At 44.9% G+C, this 18,941-nt stretch carries 20 protein-coding genes and 1 other annotated feature; of the genes, 3 read left to right on the forward strand and 17 right to left on the reverse strand.

Annotated features, from left to right (window positions below):
- Window positions 1-167: 167 nt before the first annotated feature.
- From LRL21_RS01000 to LRL21_RS01070, 15 genes are all read right to left on the reverse strand, one after another.
- Entirely contained in the window at window positions 168-1,190 is a 1,023-nt protein-coding gene (locus LRL21_RS01000; RefSeq protein WP_240413888.1) for an NAD(P)H-dependent glycerol-3-phosphate dehydrogenase, read from the reverse strand.
- A 14-nt stretch (window positions 1,191-1,204) separates the two neighbouring features.
- Window positions 1,205-1,801, reverse strand: a complete 597-nt coding sequence (gene plsY / locus LRL21_RS01005; protein WP_240413889.1) for a glycerol-3-phosphate 1-O-acyltransferase PlsY — start codon at window positions 1,799-1,801, stop codon at window positions 1,205-1,207.
- Between the two features lie 9 nt (window positions 1,802-1,810).
- On the reverse strand, window positions 1,811-3,133 hold the full coding sequence (der, locus tag LRL21_RS01010; RefSeq protein ID WP_240413890.1) for a ribosome biogenesis GTPase Der: 1,323 nt from the start codon (window positions 3,131-3,133) through the stop codon (window positions 1,811-1,813).
- Window positions 3,134-3,243: 110 nt separating this feature from the next.
- Window positions 3,244-3,894 (reverse strand): hypothetical protein, encoded by a 651-nt coding sequence (locus LRL21_RS01015; RefSeq protein WP_240413891.1) that lies wholly within the window; start codon window positions 3,892-3,894, stop codon window positions 3,244-3,246.
- A gap of 67 nt (window positions 3,895-3,961) precedes the next feature.
- Window positions 3,962-5,080, reverse strand: coding sequence for a type 2 isopentenyl-diphosphate Delta-isomerase (fni, locus tag LRL21_RS01020; RefSeq protein ID WP_240413892.1), 1,119 nt, complete (start codon window positions 5,078-5,080; stop codon window positions 3,962-3,964).
- Window positions 5,081-5,102: 22 nt separating this feature from the next.
- Entirely contained in the window at window positions 5,103-6,371 is a 1,269-nt protein-coding gene (gene rpsA / locus LRL21_RS01025; RefSeq protein ID WP_240413893.1) for a 30S ribosomal protein S1, read from the reverse strand.
- A 124-nt stretch (window positions 6,372-6,495) separates the two neighbouring features.
- Window positions 6,496-7,080: a lysophospholipid acyltransferase family protein gene (locus LRL21_RS01030; RefSeq protein ID WP_240413894.1), complete on the reverse strand. Its 585-nt coding sequence runs from the start codon at window positions 7,078-7,080 to the stop codon at window positions 6,496-6,498.
- A 1-nt stretch (window position 7,081) separates the two neighbouring features.
- Window positions 7,082-7,759, reverse strand: a complete 678-nt coding sequence (gene cmk / locus LRL21_RS01035; protein WP_240413895.1) for a (d)CMP kinase — start codon at window positions 7,757-7,759, stop codon at window positions 7,082-7,084.
- Between the two features lie 201 nt (window positions 7,760-7,960).
- Window positions 7,961-8,614: a flagellar brake protein gene (locus LRL21_RS01040; RefSeq protein ID WP_240413896.1), complete on the reverse strand. Its 654-nt coding sequence runs from the start codon at window positions 8,612-8,614 to the stop codon at window positions 7,961-7,963.
- A 134-nt stretch (window positions 8,615-8,748) separates the two neighbouring features.
- A complete protein-coding gene (ypeB, locus tag LRL21_RS01045) occupies window positions 8,749-10,107 on the reverse strand; it encodes a germination protein YpeB (RefSeq protein ID WP_240413897.1) in 1,359 nt (452 codons plus the stop codon).
- Window positions 10,108-10,216: 109 nt separating this feature from the next.
- On the reverse strand, window positions 10,217-10,378 hold the full coding sequence (locus LRL21_RS01050) for a hypothetical protein (RefSeq protein WP_179097343.1): 162 nt from the start codon (window positions 10,376-10,378) through the stop codon (window positions 10,217-10,219).
- 47 nt (window positions 10,379-10,425) lie between these two features.
- A complete protein-coding gene (prsW, locus tag LRL21_RS01055; RefSeq protein ID WP_240413898.1) occupies window positions 10,426-11,118 on the reverse strand; it encodes a glutamic-type intramembrane protease PrsW in 693 nt (230 codons plus the stop codon).
- 126 nt (window positions 11,119-11,244) lie between these two features.
- Entirely contained in the window at window positions 11,245-12,744 is a 1,500-nt protein-coding gene (locus LRL21_RS01060; RefSeq protein ID WP_240413899.1) for a DnaB-like helicase C-terminal domain-containing protein, read from the reverse strand.
- A gap of 92 nt (window positions 12,745-12,836) precedes the next feature.
- Window positions 12,837-13,439 carry a genetic competence negative regulator gene (locus LRL21_RS01065; RefSeq protein ID WP_240413900.1) on the reverse strand — a complete coding sequence of 201 codons (603 nt, stop codon included), beginning with the start codon at window positions 13,437-13,439 and terminating at the stop codon, window positions 12,837-12,839.
- A 200-nt stretch (window positions 13,440-13,639) separates the two neighbouring features.
- Complete coding sequence (locus LRL21_RS01070) at window positions 13,640-13,945, reverse strand: hypothetical protein (protein ID WP_240413901.1); 306 nt, start codon at window positions 13,943-13,945, stop codon at window positions 13,640-13,642.
- 114 nt (window positions 13,946-14,059) lie between these two features.
- Between LRL21_RS01070 and LRL21_RS01075 the strand changes: the two genes are divergently transcribed.
- Entirely contained in the window at window positions 14,060-14,977 is a 918-nt protein-coding gene (locus LRL21_RS01075; RefSeq protein WP_240413902.1) for a polysaccharide deacetylase family protein, read from the forward strand.
- A gap of 53 nt (window positions 14,978-15,030) precedes the next feature.
- Here LRL21_RS01075 and LRL21_RS01080 read toward each other — a convergent pair whose 3' ends face one another.
- Together LRL21_RS01080 and LRL21_RS01085 are read right to left on the reverse strand one after the other, a co-directional pair.
- Window positions 15,031-15,252, reverse strand: coding sequence for a hypothetical protein (locus LRL21_RS01080; protein WP_240413903.1), 222 nt, complete (start codon window positions 15,250-15,252; stop codon window positions 15,031-15,033).
- A complete protein-coding gene (locus LRL21_RS01085; RefSeq protein WP_240413904.1) occupies window positions 15,252-15,845 on the reverse strand; it encodes a CPBP family intramembrane glutamic endopeptidase in 594 nt (197 codons plus the stop codon). The genes LRL21_RS01080 and LRL21_RS01085 overlap by 1 nt, the downstream gene beginning before the upstream one ends.
- 67 nt (window positions 15,846-15,912) lie before the next feature.
- Here LRL21_RS01085 and LRL21_RS01090 point away from each other — a divergent pair, with 67 nt between their 5' ends.
- Window positions 15,913-16,830, forward strand: coding sequence for a hypothetical protein (locus tag LRL21_RS01090; RefSeq protein ID WP_240413905.1), 918 nt, complete (start codon window positions 15,913-15,915; stop codon window positions 16,828-16,830).
- Between the two features lie 105 nt (window positions 16,831-16,935).
- Window positions 16,936-17,195 (forward strand) — a binding site (T-box leader).
- 66 nt (window positions 17,196-17,261) lie between these two features.
- Window positions 17,262-18,848, forward strand: a complete 1,587-nt coding sequence (gene serA, locus LRL21_RS01095) for a phosphoglycerate dehydrogenase (protein WP_240413906.1) — start codon at window positions 17,262-17,264, stop codon at window positions 18,846-18,848.
- Window positions 18,849-18,941 lie beyond the last annotated feature (93 nt).

Here is an 18,941-nt window from a genome sequence, read left to right on the forward strand (position 1 = left end):
AGCTTCGCAAGCAATCGCTGAGCTATCCCCAGACATGCTTACTTCGCGAGCTTCCTCTGAGATTGTATAGCAAAGCAGCTTGGTAGGTTGTTCTTAATCCTACTGAAGTATTTTATGAAGGAGGGATAACAACCGTGTAGGCGGCTGTCTAAAGGGTTCCAGATTGTTTATAAAGGCTTGTCTGTATGGATCTCATCTTTACGTCCACGGCCCATCAGGTCGTCCGCGGCCGCTATCGGCTCTTTGCCATTAAACAACACTTCATACAGCTGTTCGGCAATCGGCATCGTAACCTCGTACTGTCGGGATAGCTTATACGCAGCCTGCGTCGTTTTGACGCCTTCTACAACCATTCCCATTTCCTGCAATACCTCAGGGAGCGGTTTACCTTGAGCCAACAAATATCCAGCGCGCCAGTTACGGCTGTGCTTGCTCGTGCAGGTTACAACCAGATCACCGATTCCTGCCAAACCGGCAAACGTGAGAGGATTCCCCCCCATTGACGTTCCAAGCCGGGATATTTCAGCTAACCCGCGGGTCAGCAAAGCAGCCTTCGCATTATCGCCAAAATCCAGACCGTCAGTCAAACCGGCACCCAAAGCAATAATATTTTTTAAAGCGCCGCTCACTTCCACGCCAACAACGTCGGGATTTGTGTAAACACGAAAATAAGAATTGATTAATAGATCCTGGGCAGCTTCAGCAGCAAGGGGGCTTTCTGAAGCGACTACGACCGTTGTCGGACATTGTTTAATGACTTCCTCAGCGTGACTCGGACCGGACAATACAACGATTGAAGTCGCATCATAATCGGGCAGCTCATCAGCCAATACAGTGCTCATCCTTTTCAGACTGTCTGCCTCGAAGCCTTTGGTCGCATGAATAAGAAGCGTTTCTTGTGACAAGAACGCCCTCATTTGTGAAGCCACACTCCGCACCGCAGAGGAAGGAGCAACAACGAATACGGCATCTGCCTGAAATAATGCTTCTTCCATCGAGGTCGTTGCGCGAATCCGATCAGACAGCACCGTATCCCCTAGAAACCGGTGATTACGATGCTCCTGATTAATTTCCATTACCTGCTCTTCATTACGCGACCATAAAGTAACATCGAGCTGGTTTTCCGCCAGCACGGAGGCAATGGCAGTTCCCCAGCTTCCAGCTACAAGCACAGATACTTTTCGAGGCATGAGCCCACCTCCGATTATTTTTTTGCACCCAGCTTATTTTCTTTTCCATTGAGGAGCTTCACGATGTTGCTGCGATGACGATACCAAGCAAATACGAACAAGATTAAGCTCACGATGAATATTTCCATAGGGAAGCCCATTGACCAAGTAAGGATAGGTAAGAGTGCGGTAAGAATCAGGGACCCCAAGGAAACATATCGAGTAATCGCAATAATTAGTATAGCGGCTACACCAGCAATTAAGACAGGAACAAAAGCAAGCGTGATCATCACACCAATCGTGGTGGCAATCCCTTTGCCTCCTCGAAAACCATAAAATATCGGCCAGTTGTGCCCAGCGATAGCAGCGACACCACATAACACCAATAATAACGAGCTGCCGTCACCCAACCAGCTTCCGAGCATGACGGCAATAACTCCCTTTAAAGCATCCAGTAACAGTACCGTAACCCCAGGTCCTACACCCAGAACCCGTAACGTATTTGTTGCTCCCGCATTACCGCTGCCATGATTTCGGATATCAATCCCTTTGAGCAGCTTTCCTGCCAACAAGCTAAAACTGATCGAACCGAGCAAATATCCGATCAGGATGGGTATGACATACCACACCACGCACCGCCCCTATTCATCATCTGATTTTTTCCGCGAAAACAACCTCATTGGTGTTCCAACAAATCCAAAAGCAGCACGAATTTTATTTTCCAGGTAACGCTCGTACGAGAAATGCATCATTTCCGGTTCGTTGACAAACACAATAATTGTCGGCGGTTTCACAGATACCTGGGTTGCGTAGTTAATTCTTAATCTTTTACCTTTATCGGTTGGTGGAGGGTTAATAGCTACTGCGTCCGATATCACATCGTTCAAAATGTGTGTTTGAATGCGAAGTGCATGCTGTTCAGCTACCTGAACAACAACAGGGAGCAGCTTATGTAACCGCGATTTGGTTTTGGCAGAAAGAAACACAATTGGCGCATAGGTCATGAACAGAAAATGATCACGAATCTTTTGAGTAAATTCCTTCATCGTTTTCTCGTCTTTCTCTACCATATCCCATTTGTTAACAACGAATATAGCTGCTTTACCCGCTTCATGCGCGTAACCGGCTACATGCTTGTCCTGCTCGATAATGCCTTCTTCACCATTGATCAGCACAAGTGCTACATCAGCCCGTTCAATGGCTTTCATCGCCCGCATAACACTGTACTTTTCCGTGTTTTCGTATACCTTACCGCGTTTACGCATCCCTGCTGTATCGATGATGACATATTTTTGTCCATCCCGTTCAAAAGGGGTATCAATTGCATCACGAGTTGTACCCGCAACATCACTGACGATAACCCGATCCTCGCCAAGAATCGCATTGACAAGTGAGGATTTGCCTACATTCGGCCGGCCTATGAGCGCAACCCGAATAACATCCTCCCCATATTCCTCTTCATTATCCTCCGGAAAGTTTTCAACAACCGCATCCAATAAATCTCCAAGCCCGGTACCGTGAGAACCAGATATCCCATATGGAGTTCCGAAGCCTAAGCTGTAAAACTCGTAAATATCATCCTGACGCTTGATATTATCGATTTTGTTAACGGCAAGCACTATGGGCTTTTTGGCACGAAATAAAAGCTCTGCCACCTCAGAATCCGCCGCAGTAATCCCCGCTTTGCCATCAACCATAAAAACAATAACATCAGATTCCTCGATAGCGAGCTCCGCCTGGGCACGAACCGATTTTAACAGCTCGCTATCCCCATCTATCTCAATACCGCCGGTATCAATGACACTGAAATTGTGATCCAGCCATTCTCCCACTCCATACAAACGATCCCGGGTAACTCCGGGCATATCCTCTACAATTGCAAGCCTGTCGCCAACGATACGGTTAAAAATCGTCGATTTCCCGACATTCGGTCGGCCAACAATGGCTACTATAGGTCTCGCCACTAAACTTCATTCCTTTCTTGGGTGAAGCAAAATTTCGCAACTCGAAAAATTCCACAACTTACATCATAACATTTGACTTATACGAAATCAATGTAAATGGAAAGGCGCTGCTAATCATTTTTATTATTTATTTTTTTGACTCCTGCCTTAATTACGTTTGTCATACGGATAATACCGTGCTTACCGGCCAGAAACGCATACATCAGTCCAATGGATAAGCTTCTAGTCACAAATAGAGTTAACCACCAACGGTCCTGCAAACGCAAGGAACCCAACTCCATACCGCCTTGCCCTTTGTTGATGTACATCATATACCCCTCACCAAGCAGCAAACCGATTGAGATAGCTGCTATTTGCGCAGATGGGAGCTTGATCGTAATAACCGCCAATACTCCGATCGCCAGCGCCATAGCAAGCTCCAAGTTTCCATATATGGTAGCAGGCATCAGTTGTACCGTTTCCTGCATGAAAAACGATAATGACCCCATCAAGGCCCCCACCGATATAAGATGAAGCTTATGATATATCGCTCCCGGCAGCCTCCACAAAATACACATTACCATGATCAACAGAACAGGAACCCAAACAGCCAAGGTTCCGAACGGCAGCGAGATGACGAAGCAGTTCCCGATGATCCACAAAACAAAAAAAAGAAGTATCACTCTTGAAGTTATACCTCTCAGCAAAAAATCTTTCCAGCCGCTGACAAACAAAATGATCGTGATGATCATAAGCAACCATGATAAATACCCAGGATTCATTGGCACCCACCTAAGACTTTACATAGTAAAGTTAACTTCGTAAGCAGTGTAAGGATAGACCTAACGCTTACTTGACCTTAGTATGGCTAATTACAGGGTTATTTATCAATCCCGCTCGACTTGCGTAGCTTTTGATATCAATATTTCTTGCTGCGCACCACTCTGCAGTTTCGCCCCTAATAACAAGGGGGACGTTCCATAGATCTTCTATGGTGCCAGCGCCCAAAGCTGTCATTAACAGCTTTAACTCCTGATGCATATCATCCATTCTGGTTATCAAAGCAGCCGTCCCCTCGGTTCGCTGTATGTGCAAAAAGGCCCCTGCAATCCCCACAGCTGAGGCACCCAAGGAGAGGGCTTTGCAGGCTTCCAAGCTTCCCCTGATACCCCCAGAGCCAATAATGGACAGCTTTTGATGAGGAGCGAAATGTGCTCTTATGATTTGGACAGCCTCGATTACTTCTAATAACGTTATAGTGGTTTTGCATCCCCAGTCATTGAGCCAATCCATTTGCACGTTTCGCCGTGCATTCTCAATAGCTGCAAAATTGGTGCCACCATAACCACCCACATCGATTGTACTCACGCCTGCCTCCAGTAAAGCATAAGCGCTTTCGCGGGCCATTCCAAAGCCAACTTCCTTCACGATCACCGGTACGTGCAGCCTCTCAACAACAGTCGAGATTCTTTCCAGCATCCCTGTAAAATCACGATCACCTTCGGGCATAATGAGCTCCTGCATGACGTTCAAATGAATCTGAAGCGCATCAGCCTGAAGCATGTCTACGGCTCTCTCAGCTTGATCAAGCGTGGCTTCACTACCCAGATTACCAAAAATGATTCCATTCGGATTCACTTGCCTTACGATCTGATAGCTTGAGGATACCTCAGCGTTTTTAATTGCCGACATTTGAGAACCAACAGCCATAGCCAACCCGCATTCCCGAGCTGCAACTGCTAATTCTCGATTAATTTCTTCCGTCTCTTGGGCCCCACCCGTCATCGCATTAACAATAATCGGCGAACTCAGTTTGAGTTCGCCGATCTGGGTTTGTAACGAGATTTGTCTTAATGAGGTTTCCGGGAGACAGTTATGGATCAGCTTAAGGTCAGAGAAGCCTTGTTCTCCACTCTGCCCAAGCTTCAGCGCATGATGTACATGCTCCAACTTTCTCGGAATACGCAACGTGACTCCTCATTTCAATCCATTATTTAAATTTGCTTAATTTTTCACCAAGAAGCTCGCCCAAAGTTGTGTTCAAGCCTTGGTTTTGGTATTCCTCAGCAATAACTGTTTTTTCTCTTGGTGCTCTAGAAGGTCTGTCCCCTCTGTCTCCACCTTTATCGTTTCTTGCAGCAGGAGCCGCTGAAGCAGGAGCTTCTTCAGTTTCCTTAATGCTCAAGCTGATACGTTTCTCATCCAGGTTAAGATCCAAAATTTTCACTTGAACCTCTTGACCTTCCTTCAATACTTCAGCCGGAGTAGCTACGTGACGATGAGCGATTTGGGAAATATGCACCAAACCTTCAACACCTGGAGCCACTTCTACAAATGCACCGAATTGAGCCAGACGCTTAACAGTTCCTGTGATGATATCACCAACGTTAAAGCTGCTGGTTCCTTGCTGCCATGGTCCCGGTTGAGTTGCTTTAATGCTTAGGCTGATCCGCTCATTAGCAGGGTCCAGCTTCAGAATTTGCACTTTTACCTGATCACCTTCTTTTACAACTTCCGAAGGTGTTTCAACATGGTGCCATGCCATTTCGGAAATATGCACCAATCCATCAATACCACCGATATCAACAAACGCGCCAAATTGCGTTAGACGTTGAACAGTTCCCGTCAGCTCTTGACCTACCGATAGTTGACCGATAATTTCTTTCTTTTTCGCTTCAAACTCTTCATCCAGAACGTCTTTTTGTGAAAGGATAACTTTGTTTTTCTCACGATCGATTTCTTTAACACGTAGCTTCAAAGTGCGTCCTTTGTAATCGCTGAAATCTTCAACGAAATTACGTTCAACCATAGAAGCAGGAACAAAACCTCTCAAACCAACATCAACAACAAGTCCGCCTTTTACAACTTCGGCTACTTTTGCTTCCAGAATGGTTTTGTTGTCAAGATCAGCCTGAAGCTGATCCCAAGCTTTTTCGCTGTCTACTACGCGTTTGGAAAGTACAAGCTTTTCCTTGTTGTCATCAATAGTCAGAACTTTCAACTCAACTTCCTGACCCACTTCAACACCTTCACTTGCACTGCCAAGTTGTACAGAAGAAAGCTCCTTAATATGTACAACACCATCATACTTGTAGCCTACATCAACGAAAGCTTGGTCATCCTCAATTTTAATGACTTTACCTTTTACAGTGTCGCCTTTTTTGAGAATGGATACGTTACCCATAGATTCCTCTTGGGAAAGCTCTTGCTCTTGTGTGGATTGTTCTACTTGAATTTCTGCTTTAGTTTCTTCGGACATGGTTCAATTCCTCCTATGTTAGCAACCTCAACCAAATAAATTAGTTACAATTGCTGCTTTCTAATATAATTTACCAACGCAAAAATTACGCGGTTAATTGTTTTTCTAAGTATTCCACTAATTCTCATTTTGATTCGTATTTCTTAACCAGCTCACGAATGGCTTCCATGATGCGGTTTGTTGCTTCTTCCACGCCCGCGCTACCGCTCTCAGCAAATTCACTGATATCGAGAGGTTTGCCATACACAAGCGTCATTCTGCGAAAAGGCTTGTAGCCACCCACTATAGCAGAAGGAATAACAACCGCTCCTGACTTTAGTGCCAAGCTTGCCGCACCCTTCTTCCCTATTCCACCCGCATTACTGCGAGATCCTTCCGGAAAAATTCCAAGGATCTGTTTGTCTTGTAAAAGCTGAAGCGATAGGCGAATCGATTCCTTGCTTACACCTCCGCGTTTTACAGGAAACGCACTAATTCTTGGAAGTACCCAGCCCAATACCGGCAAATCGAAAAGCTCTGCCTTTGCCATGTAATGTACACGCCTTGTGACAAGCGGACTCCCCAATAATGGCGGATCCATATTGCTTGTATGATTTGCACATAAGATAACAGGTTTGTCCTCAGGAATATTCTCAATTCCAATTACTTTCAAACGGAATATCAAACGGAATATAAAATGAAATAGAGCACGTAAGGTAGAATAAAGCATATTACTTCCCTCCGCCGACTTTGGTTCTGCATAGCTCCAAAATACGCTCTACTACAAGAGGAATGGTTAAGTCGGTCGTGTCCAGCAATACAGCGTCAGCGGCCTGGATCAATGGAGCATGTGTTCTTTGCGCATCCATCTGGTCACGAGCAGCAATTTCCTGCTCCAGCTGTTCCAGTGTTACCTCTGGTCGATCACTGGTTTCATTGAATCTTCTCTCAGCTCTTACTTTGACACTTGCCGTGAGAAAAAACTTCAGCTCTGCATCAGGAAGAACATGAGTACCGATATCTCTGCCATCCATCACAACGCCTTTGTCAATTGCAAGAAGCTTTTGTTTATCTGTCAGAATGTGACGTACTTCAGCAATTCTTGCGATTTGCGAGACATTGCTCGTCACTTGAACAGTACGGATATCCAAGGTCACATCTCTTCCGTTAACAATGACCTGTTGACCACTTGGGCCAGGTTCAAGACGAATGTCAAGCTCACGGGTCATAGCAATAACTTCAGATTCCTGCTCTGGTATAAGGCCGGCTTGCAGTATACTCCAGGTGACCGCGCGGTACATAGCCCCCGTATCCACATAAATAAATCCTAATGTATTGGCAACGAGTCGGGCAATTGTGCTCTTTCCTGCTCCCGCCGGACCATCTATAGCAATATTAAATTTCTCCAAAACAAGGGCCTCCCAGAAATAAAAGTCATGCATGTGACAACAGACCCCGCCTTTAACCAATGAAAATTATACCATAGGTGAAAGTGGGATTGCAAAGCTGTCTCATACTTATTAACAGAAAGGTGAGCCTTTCTGCTGATTTACAGTTGTTAAATCGCATGCGGGGTACGGATCATCCCCGGGCTATTTTCATAGAAATAATCACATTTTGCGAAATTCCAGCTGTCTTTCAAAGCAGTATCTGATGATCTTTTGACGATCTCTGTCGGTTATTTCGGCAAACCGCATCATAACCTGTTGTCTGCCTGATTCGAGCATTTTGATCCGAACCATCTCCCCCTTGAAGGGAATGTGTTCAATTTGTCCATTTTTGTAGTTAGCCAGCAGCCAACAGCTGACCATTTGTTGTGCAGCAAGCGGAATATAGCCGTCACACAAAAATGAAATGCCGCCCCCGCCCACATCATCGGTAACCGCAATAAACTGTAATTGATCGGAATATTTCACTGCCATTTCGAGCTCCGCCGGTACACGAAGGAAGCTGCGACGCTGAATTTTGGTAATGGATTCGGGTGCCGGCTTGCGAATCTGCACGAGACGGATCACATCATCGGTAAAACCCAGTACAGAGGTTGTAAAATAGTTTTTCACACCGCCATCCAATATAAAATAAGCCGATAATTCATCACCGATATAAAGCTTCTTCAAACGACCTGTTTTCTCATTTATCGGGATTTCCATAAATATCGAATTGTCATCCTGATCAGCAATCCGGGATTTATATTCCTGTTTTGCTTCATCCTCGTCGATTGAATTAATTTGTATATGTAAAATATGGTTCACCTTTGGAAGCAATATGTGCACCCCCCGCAATTTGATCTCAACCAGAATTTCATTTCTGGAGTCTATCCTTTATTATAACATGCGAATAACAGATGGGAAGCAAAAAAAGAAGAGTCTTGTCGAAGACTCTCCCTAAATATTATAAATTAGACTTGACTTGCAGCCTGTTCTTCCTTGCGTAAATGTTCAACTTTTTCCTCAACGCCTGTCTCTGCGTTAATATAAATACGATACACGCCACCGTTAATGCGTCCGGTAAACTCGTGACACAGCACTTCCTCCTGCAGATCATTGCGAATCAAGGCTAATGCTTGACGATCCACCTGCATTTGCGAATTCAATACCTTGCGAGCCTCTTCGGTGGTAATCTTAGGCGACTTCATCTGCCGCTCTTTATGATTATATACATAATCAGCAGCCTGAAGTCCTGTCACATCGCCATTATCCAAAGCTACCTTAACAGCAACCTTATCAATAAAATTGATGACGTCATTCATACGGCTCGCAAATGTTACATTAGCCACATTATTATATTCATCATAGGAAACGGCCGTCATATTGGAGTAACCATGTGTATCGAGAAATTCGGCAGCCGCATCACGGGCGCCTCTTATATCAAGCTTCTTATCCGGCACATCTCTGGCAGCCGAATACCATAGAAGCTCTCCACCCTTATGGCTGTAATCCATTTGTGTACCATCCGGTATGTTATCTTTGGGTGCAGTGACGCTGTATGATTCAAACTCGGTGCCGACTCCATTCTCGACGACCTTAACTGCGGATGGATCAGCGATATTCAAGAACTTCGCCGCCTTTTGCCGCACGTCCTCTGCAGAAACATCATTGCCTGTCAGCATTTTCGCATCATAGGCTTGATACGTGCTCATGACGGAAGGACTCCACTTGACATCCGCATAGTCTGCGACTTTTTTATCTACGGATTGAAACCCGTCAATAATCGCGTTATCGAGTGGCTCCTTTTGTGTAGCCAGCGCTGTTTCAACGTCCATCCAACGCAGATTATTCGCCAGAACCTTACTTTGCATACCGCGGAGATCCGTAGATATTTCATTGGCATGCTGGTAAAGAGCATTCAACGTTTGCATTTCCTGTTCATTGAGCGGCTGCTTCCCGAGGTCGCGTAAAGCTGCGCGATAAGAGAAATTAGCCATGTTGGCCAAAAATTCCTCTGTTTTGTTAAAAGGAAGCAGTGTCAAAGGCAGCTGATTAATCTCATTTTGAGCTTCACTCGTAATTCGCCATACATTGATCAGACCTTTTTTATAAGAATCCTGTGAAGCCGTGTTTAAGGCTAAGGTGTTGCCAAGCTCAGTATGCAGGCTATCCACATGAAACGAAAGATCGTGAAACGCTCGCTGATACTGATTCTCGGCCTTGATTAAAATCGCATTTTTCTCCTGATGCTCCAGATATCCCCACATTCCGGCACCAATCAGGACGACTAGCAAAATCGGAAACATAACAATGCTTAAACGGCTGTACATGGTAGCAAATCCCCCTTCATCACCCAATATTGGTTTTAGCTTTTGTCGAAGGAAGCGGTCTTATTCATGCATAAAAAAAAAGCCTGTCAAGGCTTCTTGAAGAGGATGTTCAAAAACAACGGGTTTCTATGAAAAAATCTTTTTCGTTGCTGCACAAACATTGCTTGAAGCCTGTGTCAATCTTTCCTTTATCTTGCTTGCCTTTCAATACAAACCGCTCACCGCACAGGTTGCAGCGAATTAACACCTTGATTCGATCCTTAGTGATCATGCCTTCCCTCCTGCTTGTCTTATGTGTTATAAGTATGGACAAGCAAATTACATTTCAACCCGTTCTTCCCGCCTAAGCACACGAAGCGGTGATCTGGCGTTGGCTCGTTTGACATTCCACAGGCTTCGTCCCCACAGGAAGGCCATCAAAGGAAGCATGATCCAGATCCAGTAGGTTTTCGCGGTAAGCAGCACATAATCAAAAACTCCATGCCATAATATAGGCAATAAACAGGAGTAGAACAGCTGCCTTGTTCGCTGCTCCGGATTAAACTTGGCTTTACCCAGGTGGTAGCCCATCATAACGCCAAACATCGCATGACCGGAAACAGGCAGAAAGGCTCGCATCAGCAGCGTGGAGATGGAGGCCGAATTCAGCAGTGCATAAAACACATTCTCAAGCGTAGCAAACCCAAGCGAAACCGCTACTGAATATACAATGCCATCATATGGCTCATCAAAGGTCGCATGCCGGAAAATGAGAAAGTAAACCAAAAACCATTTCAAGAATTCCTCAACACCCGCCGAAATCAAAAAGGAAAACACCAATGGATCATCGCCAAAGCCATGAACAAAAGCCCGCTGCAGCACCATCACAGGGAATACAAGTAAAATACCGAACAAAAACATCTTGCCAACGAGATGAATCGGCTCGGTATCATATCGATCCTTTAAATAAAAATAAGCAAGCAGAGCGACACCCGGCGCAATTGCTGCCAAGATGACTGAAACAATGCTCAAGGTGCCACCTCCTAAAAGTTTTCAAAGCATACAAACGAATTTCGATATTTTTCACTATATAAATATTATAGACATTTTCAAAGCTTTTTTCCATCACTTCTTAAGCCTTCACCCTATTCACCACAGTTATTGTGAAAAAAAGGCTTTTTGATGCTGGAACACGAGCGGAATTTGCACAAGGGAGCCATTTCTGTTTTTCAGAAGCTGGAGATCAATGCGCTGCTCCTCTCCGTTATCGGACAAACCTTGCGGCTTAAGCAGCATTATCACATCAGCGGAGGCTTCAACACCCTCGGGAATAGAGATCGGAATCGTATCACCCACAGGCATAGCGGCAATGACAGTCACATTAGCTTCCTTGGACCATTGCTTTAAAGCATAGGTGATCATTGCATTGCTATCGGCTGTTGTTACAGGAAGTGATTTTCCGCCTACTATCGGCACCCGCTGCAGATGGTCGATGAACACGACCGGCATTTTGCCCACGACCATTGCAATTTTACCTATGGAGGCAATCACCTTTTCCAGTGTTGTTTCCATCGTGCATTCCAGTGTCCACAGCATTTTGCTGATCGGGATATACTGAGCATTGGCCGCACCGATTTGATCCGGATCCATTTTACCACTCATCACAAGCTGCGGCTCCACGCCAAGAATACGCGCAATGCTTCTTGCCCACAGCTCAAAGCCTGTCATATCCCACGACACATAAATGACGGGTGTCTCATCTAGAGCAATATGGTCAGCCATTTGCTTCATCAGCATGCTTTTCCCGATGGACGCAGCTCCTGTCAACAAATACAGCCCACAACCAAATCCACCGAACAACGCTTCATCCAGCTTGGTAATGCCGCTCGGCGTGCCCGAGACTTGTCCACGATAGCGTTTCATATATTCCTCGGTATAAATCGTGATATGATTCGAGTCAGGCGCAACGGGTACCATCATCGTATCTTCCATCGTTTGATTGAGAATTTCGATGAACGTTTCCAACGGGTTTTGGACCCGGACAAAAAAATCATTCACATCACGGATCGTTTCCGGTAAATGGACGATATAGGTTTCCTTGGCCGATTGCTGAAGCATCGATTGAATTTTTACGCTTTCCCGCCGTCCCAATTCATCGTTGCCCATGCATATAAATACACGTTTATCTTTTAAAAGCTCGACATGTGTTTCTTTAAATCCAAGCCAATAAGGGACACTCACCCCTGGCAGCCTTGCTTGTGCGAGACTTAACACATCAAATACGCCGTTGCACAAAATGACGTCCTCTGTGTCCTCCAATATCTCCTCGTTGAACATAAAATCCTCACCGGTCAGAGATTTGTATTTCGGTTCCCGATGGTCGATGGACCTGCCAATCAAATCAACAGTGACCTCTTGCGCGTTCGTCACAGGAATAATAATCCGGTTTTCAAAATAATCCCCCCACTGATTGGGACTCACATAAAAGCCTATTTTGCCAGGATCGAAACCGATCCGAAACAGTTCAATCGTTTCCTGCTCGATTCCTCTTTTGCCAAGATAATATAACGCATCCTCACGAAGCTGCTTTTGATAATATACGACCATTTCTTCCAGATTCAAGGCTGATTTGGACGTCCCCATTTGGTTGATAGACATGTTGCCCTCCTGTGTTGTAAGCAATAAAAAAAGCACTCACAAAAACAATACTGTTTTTGAGAATGCCGCGTACAGCTTTAATAACTTTGACCCTATTTGAAATGCGTGCACAGCACATTGATGGCATCGGCCGCTATCACCGTTTTGCCATAAACCTCAAGAACAGATCGGGTTACCGAAGCAGCATCGCCATATTCGGACAAGACGGCAATAATGGATTGATACCCACTCTCTTCCATATCGACAGCATCAAGCTGCAAATACCATTTCTCTTTATAAGAAAATAAAATGCCTCCATCCGTGAGCAAGGGTTGAATAACCTTTGCCATACGCAGCAAATCTTCAAAATCGTGAAACACATAGGAGATCTGATCCGTTTGTTCAAGAGTCACTTCAAGCTCATACATTTCTTCCACTTCTTCATCAAATGTTTCCGAAGTATGATGAAACTCCATCTTGCCGCGTGTCACAATGACGACCATCCCTTGAGCGGGTAGAGCAAGCACTTCAACAGCTAAAGGCCCTGTAGGGTCAAAGCCCAGCTCAGCGTATGCTTGATCCATCATGTCACTGAACAACTCATGAACTCTGGGGATTTCTCTCCACATGTCGTCCTTTTGAATACCTCGCTCCGTCAAGTCGTCGAAAGTGAGAAAAATCCGTATCTTGTCCTGACTCAAACGCTCCATTTTCATACAGGATTCCTCCCTTGCCGCCACTATTAATAACAGCTTATGAAGTAAGCTTAAAAAGGTGAATAAGCTTCAAGCTTGTATTCAATTATATGAGTATTATATCACAACATAACAATAAATCTATTGTGGCTATAAAAAAAGAAAGGCACGAACAGGAAAATTCCCATTCATGCCTTACAATCCCTTGTATAAAGCCTGTTTTACTGCGTCTGATACTGCTCTTTATGCTTGCTGTCGCGCAAAATTTCGTCTACAGTTGCCTTCAAAGCAGGCTCTTTGTTAATGATTTCCTCAACGCGTCCTAACCCGGCCCTCTCCGTGCTGGCGGATTTGTTCGCATTATGACCGGCAGACTGATGGCTGCTGCCATTTTTATTTACGTTATTGCCTATAGACTGGTTATTGCTGCTAAAGGAGGACATCAACATCGACCTGCTCCTGCCGCTTAAATAGACAACTGCCGCTGCACCTACAAGTCCGCCAAGTAAAAAAGACCCTACTCTCATCGTTATCCCTCCATCTATTTAGGTACGATACTTATTTTTGACTATGTACTAGCGTTCCATGCATGATAAAATCAGGAAACACCCAAATTCACATAGAACAGGAGTACATCCACCATGATAAAAAAAACGCTGATGGGCCTCACGGCAGCAGCACTGCTGGCTTCAGCCACAGCTTGCGGGTCCACTACGCAGCCTGCTGCATCCGCCAATCCGCCGACCAGCAGCGTCAGCCCTGCTCCCACAACTCCCAAGCCTGCTGACAACCCGTCACCACCACCAGCCACGCCGGCAGAGCCTGCTAAACCTATACAAACAGCACCAGAAGGTACGGCGCCAGCCCCACAGACACCTTCCACACCGCCTGCGGCAGCAGTACCACAAGCAGCTGCCAAGCTGTACAAATTAAATCCCAAATCCTATGATATTGTGCCGATTGATTCTGCCGCGACCAATAAAAATGTTGTTTTATTAACCTTTGATGATGGTCCCAAGGACAAGGACATGCTGGAACCTCTGCTTGAGACATTGGACAAGCATCACGCAAAGGCGATATTTTTTGTAAATGGATATCGTGTCAAGCAAAAGCCCGAATTGATCAAGCTCATTACGGACCACGGTCATATGATAGGTAACCATTCCTGGGATCATATTGATTTAAAGAAAGAAAATAAAGACAAGATCGATCAGCAAATCGGGGATGTGCAAAAGCAGATTACGGAGCTGACCGGAAAGGCGCCCCAATTTTTCCGTCCCCCTTTTGGATCAGGTGGAGATCTCGTCCGTGAAAAGGTGAAACAGGAGAATATGCTGTTCATGACATGGTCCAACGGCTCATTGGACTGGGAAATGACCACCAAGAATAACAATCCTGACAAGGTTGTCAGCAACGTGCTTGAGCAGCTGCGGCCAGGCAGCAATATTCTGATGCACGAGCTGCAATGGACTGTCCAGGCCATGGATAAGCTGCTGACACAGCTGGAACAAAAAAATTATGGCTTCGTAGACCCCGCAACGATCGATACAACACTATAAGCTTAACAAAAAGGTGAACCCTCAGCATCATCGCTGATCGGTTCACCTTTTTGTTAAGACTCTCCTTTTACACGCTGCCAGCCCCATACTAATAAACCGGCGACTAACAATATAAACACCCACAACAATGACAAGTAAAAAATTCGCAGCCATCTGTCGCTTTCCGCCGGGTGTACTACTTTTCGAGGGGGCAGAAACGTTTCATCCTCGTCTGTCTCTGTTAGAGGTGTTGTATCCTCTTGGCCTTGCCGGTTCGGTGTTATGCTGGAACTCATTATTTCTCTCTCCTATAACGAATGATACAACCCATAATCAAATCGATCATAAAATGCGCAATAATCGGCGTCCACAGCGAACCTGTTTGTATGTAAATCCATCCAAGTCCGTAGCTGATCCCGAATACAAGACCCGTCATCAGCCAGTGCTGCAGATACCGTATATGAATCGCGGCAAATAAAATACTGGTCCAATAGGGCCCCCACGACGCCTGAATCGCCCCCCTGAATAACCATTCTTCACAAAAAGCGACAACAAAGGACAGCACAATAATATGCCACAAGGGTCGATTTTTAAATATAAGCTCATTGATGCCCCCATCATCTGTAACCTCCGGAGGTACCCAATTCGAAATCAACACATCAACGATCAGGACCACAACAGCAAATGCTGCCCCCCATACTAGCAAAAGCATTCCCTGATTAAGCGAAAACATTTGTTGAAACCAAGGTTTTTGAAAAAGCATGATAATACAACCCGCCGCGAATACGAGAAACTGCGTGATATAAACATTGAGAACAACGGTACGTTCATCAACAGTCGTAATATCCAGCTTCTGAAACTTAAATTGCCTAAAATTAAATTTTTTCATCTATTATTCCCTTTTTCGACATTATCACCTATACTATCATTAGAAAATAAACGAGGTGTCCTTGGCTATGAACAAACGATTGTCACGTTATGATTACTTGTTTGCATTAACCTTTATTTTTATGCTTGTTTTAGCTTTAGGAACTTTTTTCTTCGGTCTTCGAATGGGACAAGAACGTGCCACAGCCAAGTATGAGGAGCTTCTATTCAAAAAAACAGAAGTCCAGAATGGGTATTCCGCTTATCATCAACAGTATCTGGTGTCCTACTATCATACCATTTATCAGCCTTACAGGGAATTTCACATGAAATGGTTTGAAAAAATGAACGAGCTAGAGACCAACCGCTCCTCAGACGCATCAGCTATTCTCAAGGATCTCGGCTTGCTTGCCAAAGAAAAATACAACGAGCTCAGCAATAAGTCAATGCCAGATTCTTCTCCGCTCTTGCAGGAAGGTCTGCAAAATTATTTGAAAAGCTTGAAACTGTTCAGTGAGGCAATGAGTAATATCCAGGGAAAAGCCAACAGTACTCCAAGCTATGAGCTTGTAGCCGAAATGAATAAGGATGCTTATTTGGTTGAGGCCAAAAAATTCTCTCTGTCAGCCCAAAAAGATTACTACGATTCCATCATCAAATGGAATTTGGCTGATAATCCTCAGCTTAAGCAGGTCGATGTTAGTAAACCTTTGTCGCTCAAGGATTGGACCCCGCTGAGTTTAAGTATGAAGAATGAATACATATCCAATGCATTATTGAATGGCAAATTGTTCAAACTATATACGCCTCAGGACCTTTCAAGCCGAATTGATGAAATGGTAAGCTCTGGACAATCAAGCAAATTAAACCTGACTGATGTTCAGCAGATTATTGATCTCCTGAATGCTACAGATGCCGTCCGCTCCGGGGATTTTATTCGCAATAAAAATCGCTTATATCCGAATGAAACCTTACCTCAGCTCCCGTTCTTTTTTACACAAAATTAAAAAAAGGACATTGATCTGACAGCTTTTGAACAAGCTGTGACAACCCCATTACCCCTATTGACATCGCCTTTGGGGTCATGTTACGCTTATGAAAATTCAATTTGTTACAAAACGTTGACGGAGAACCTGTAACACCTTTAATGCACAGAGAGCCGATGAACAGGTGCAAATCGGACATTAGGGTTTACAAGAGAGCACTCCAGAGTTGCTGTTCTGAATGCCGCCTGAATCTCGTGATTCCAGACGCTGTAGGTGCAGCCGGTTAGAAACCGTTACATTTCTGAGTCCTTGCGGCTCATGAGGCTGTTTGTGCAATCAGACAGTGAATTAGGGTGGTACCACGAAAGTAACTCTTCGTCCCTTGTATACGTTTAACGTACGAGGATGGAGAGTTTTTTAGTTTGTCTAGAAAAAAGTGGAGGTTGGCGTACATGTACAAAGTATTAGTAATGGATGGAATCAGTGATTTGGGAATTCAACTGCTTAATGACGCAGCAGACGTAACAGTCGACAAAAAAATCGGCTTATCGGAAAGCGAATTAATCGAGATTATTGCTGATTATGACGCATTGATGGTAAGAAGCCAAACCAAAGTGACCGATAACATTATGGCTGCTGCTCCTAAGCTGAAGGTTGTAGGACGCGCAGGTGTTGGTGTAGATAACATCGATCTTCAAGCGGCTACCAGCCGTGGTATTGTTGTCATCAATGCTCCTGATGGAAATACAATTGCAACTTGTGAATTAACTTTTGCTATGATGATGTCCGTAGCACGCTCCATTCCACAGGCCTACAAAAAAACCGTCAGTGGTGAGTGGGATCGCAAAACTTTCGTAGGTGTTGAGCTGCGTAATAAAACGCTGGGTATTCTTGGTATGGGCCGTATCGGAAGTGAAGTGGCTAAACGCGCTAAGGTTTTTGGCATGAACGTAATCGGCTATGATCCTTTCCTTACTGAAGAACGTGCAGAACAAATGGGTGTTAAGCTCGGAACCGTGAATGAAATCGCAGCTCAGGCTGATTTTATCACTGTGCATACGCCGTTAACTCCTGAAACGCGTCATATCATTGCCCGCCCTCAATTTGAATTGATGAGAAAAGGCGTACGCATTATTAACTGTGCTCGCGGCGGTATTATCGATGAAGCTGCTTTGGTTGAAGCTATTGATGCCGGTATCGTGGCAGGAGCTGCGTTTGACGTATATGAGCAGGAGCCTCCTCAAGCCGACCACCCATTCCTGAATAATCCGAAAATCATCGTGACCCCGCATTTGGGTGCATCTACAGTTGAAGCTCAAGAAAATGTAGCTATCGACGTTTCCGAAGAAGTGCTTCATATTTTACGTGACGAGCCTTTCAAAAATGCTGTTAACATGTCTCCGGTTCCACCAGCAGTACTAAGCAAACTCCAGCCTTACTTCAACCTTGGAGACAAGCTTGGCAAATTTATCGGTCAAACTACCGAAGTTGCGATCAAAGAGATCGTAGTTAATTACTCCGGAGATTTGGCTGATGTGGACACAGCACCATTAACCCGTTATATCGTACGCGGTATTCTTGCTAATCAACTGGAAGGTGTTAATATCGTAAATGCGATGCACCTTGCCAAAACTCGCGATGTGAACATCGTGATTCAACAATCGGCAGCCACACAAACGTTCACTAATCTGGTTTCGGTTACGCTGAAATCCAAAAACGAGGTGCGTGTTGTTGCTGGAACCCTGCTAGCCGGATATGGCGAGCGGATCGTACAAATTGACCAGTATCCGGTCGATATCGCACCAAACGGCAATTTGCTGCTCATTTCTCATAATGACAAGCCTGGTATCATCGGTAAAGTAGGGACTCTGCTTGGCAACAATGATGTCAACATCGCTACGATGCAGGTTGGCCGTAAGGTTGTTGGCGGCTCGGCCATTATGGTCTTGTCAACAGATAAAAAGACACCTAAGGAAGTTCTTCAACAGCTTATTCAATTGCCTGAGCTGACACATGTAAATGAACTTACCCTGGACTAAAACTAAGATTCCTGTTCGACTGTTTCACGGACTGTTTCACGAACAACAAGAATAATCCTGCTCGTTCAACATAAAAAGAGAGCTTCCGATACG

Source organism: Paenibacillus periandrae, from assembly GCF_022458865.1.
GTDB lineage: Bacteria > Bacillota > Bacilli > Paenibacillales > NBRC-103111 > Paenibacillus_S > Paenibacillus_S periandrae.

Bases quoted from the DNA above. Each gene is read 5' to 3' on its own strand.
- LRL21_RS01000 (WP_240413888.1), bottom strand. From the start codon at position 1,190: ATGCCTCGAAAAGTATCTGTGCTTGTAGCTGGAAGCTGGGGAACTGCC.
- LRL21_RS01015 (WP_240413891.1), bottom strand. From the start codon at position 3,894: ATGAATCCTGGGTATTTATCATGGTTGCTTATGATCATCACGATCATT.
- rpsA (WP_240413893.1), bottom strand. From the start codon at position 6,371: ATGTCCGAAGAAACTAAAGCAGAAATTCAAGTAGAACAATCCACACAA.
- LRL21_RS01030 (WP_240413894.1), bottom strand. From the start codon at position 7,080: ATGCTTTATTCTACCTTACGTGCTCTATTTCATTTTATATTCCGTTTG.
- ypeB (WP_240413897.1), bottom strand. From the start codon at position 10,107: ATGTACAGCCGTTTAAGCATTGTTATGTTTCCGATTTTGCTAGTCGTC.
- LRL21_RS01050 (WP_179097343.1), bottom strand. From the start codon at position 10,378: ATGATCACTAAGGATCGAATCAAGGTGTTAATTCGCTGCAACCTGTGC.
- LRL21_RS01060 (WP_240413899.1), bottom strand. From the start codon at position 12,744: ATGTCTATCAACCAAATGGGGACGTCCAAATCAGCCTTGAATCTGGAA.
- LRL21_RS01065 (WP_240413900.1), bottom strand. From the start codon at position 13,439: ATGAAAATGGAGCGTTTGAGTCAGGACAAGATACGGATTTTTCTCACT.
- LRL21_RS01070 (WP_240413901.1), bottom strand. From the start codon at position 13,945: ATGAGAGTAGGGTCTTTTTTACTTGGCGGACTTGTAGGTGCAGCGGCA.
- LRL21_RS01075 (WP_240413902.1), top strand. From the start codon at position 14,060: ATGATAAAAAAAACGCTGATGGGCCTCACGGCAGCAGCACTGCTGGCT.
- LRL21_RS01080 (WP_240413903.1), bottom strand. From the start codon at position 15,252: ATGAGTTCCAGCATAACACCGAACCGGCAAGGCCAAGAGGATACAACA.
- LRL21_RS01085 (WP_240413904.1), bottom strand. From the start codon at position 15,845: ATGAAAAAATTTAATTTTAGGCAATTTAAGTTTCAGAAGCTGGATATT.
- LRL21_RS01090 (WP_240413905.1), top strand. From the start codon at position 15,913: ATGAACAAACGATTGTCACGTTATGATTACTTGTTTGCATTAACCTTT.
- serA (WP_240413906.1), top strand. From the start codon at position 17,262: ATGTACAAAGTATTAGTAATGGATGGAATCAGTGATTTGGGAATTCAA.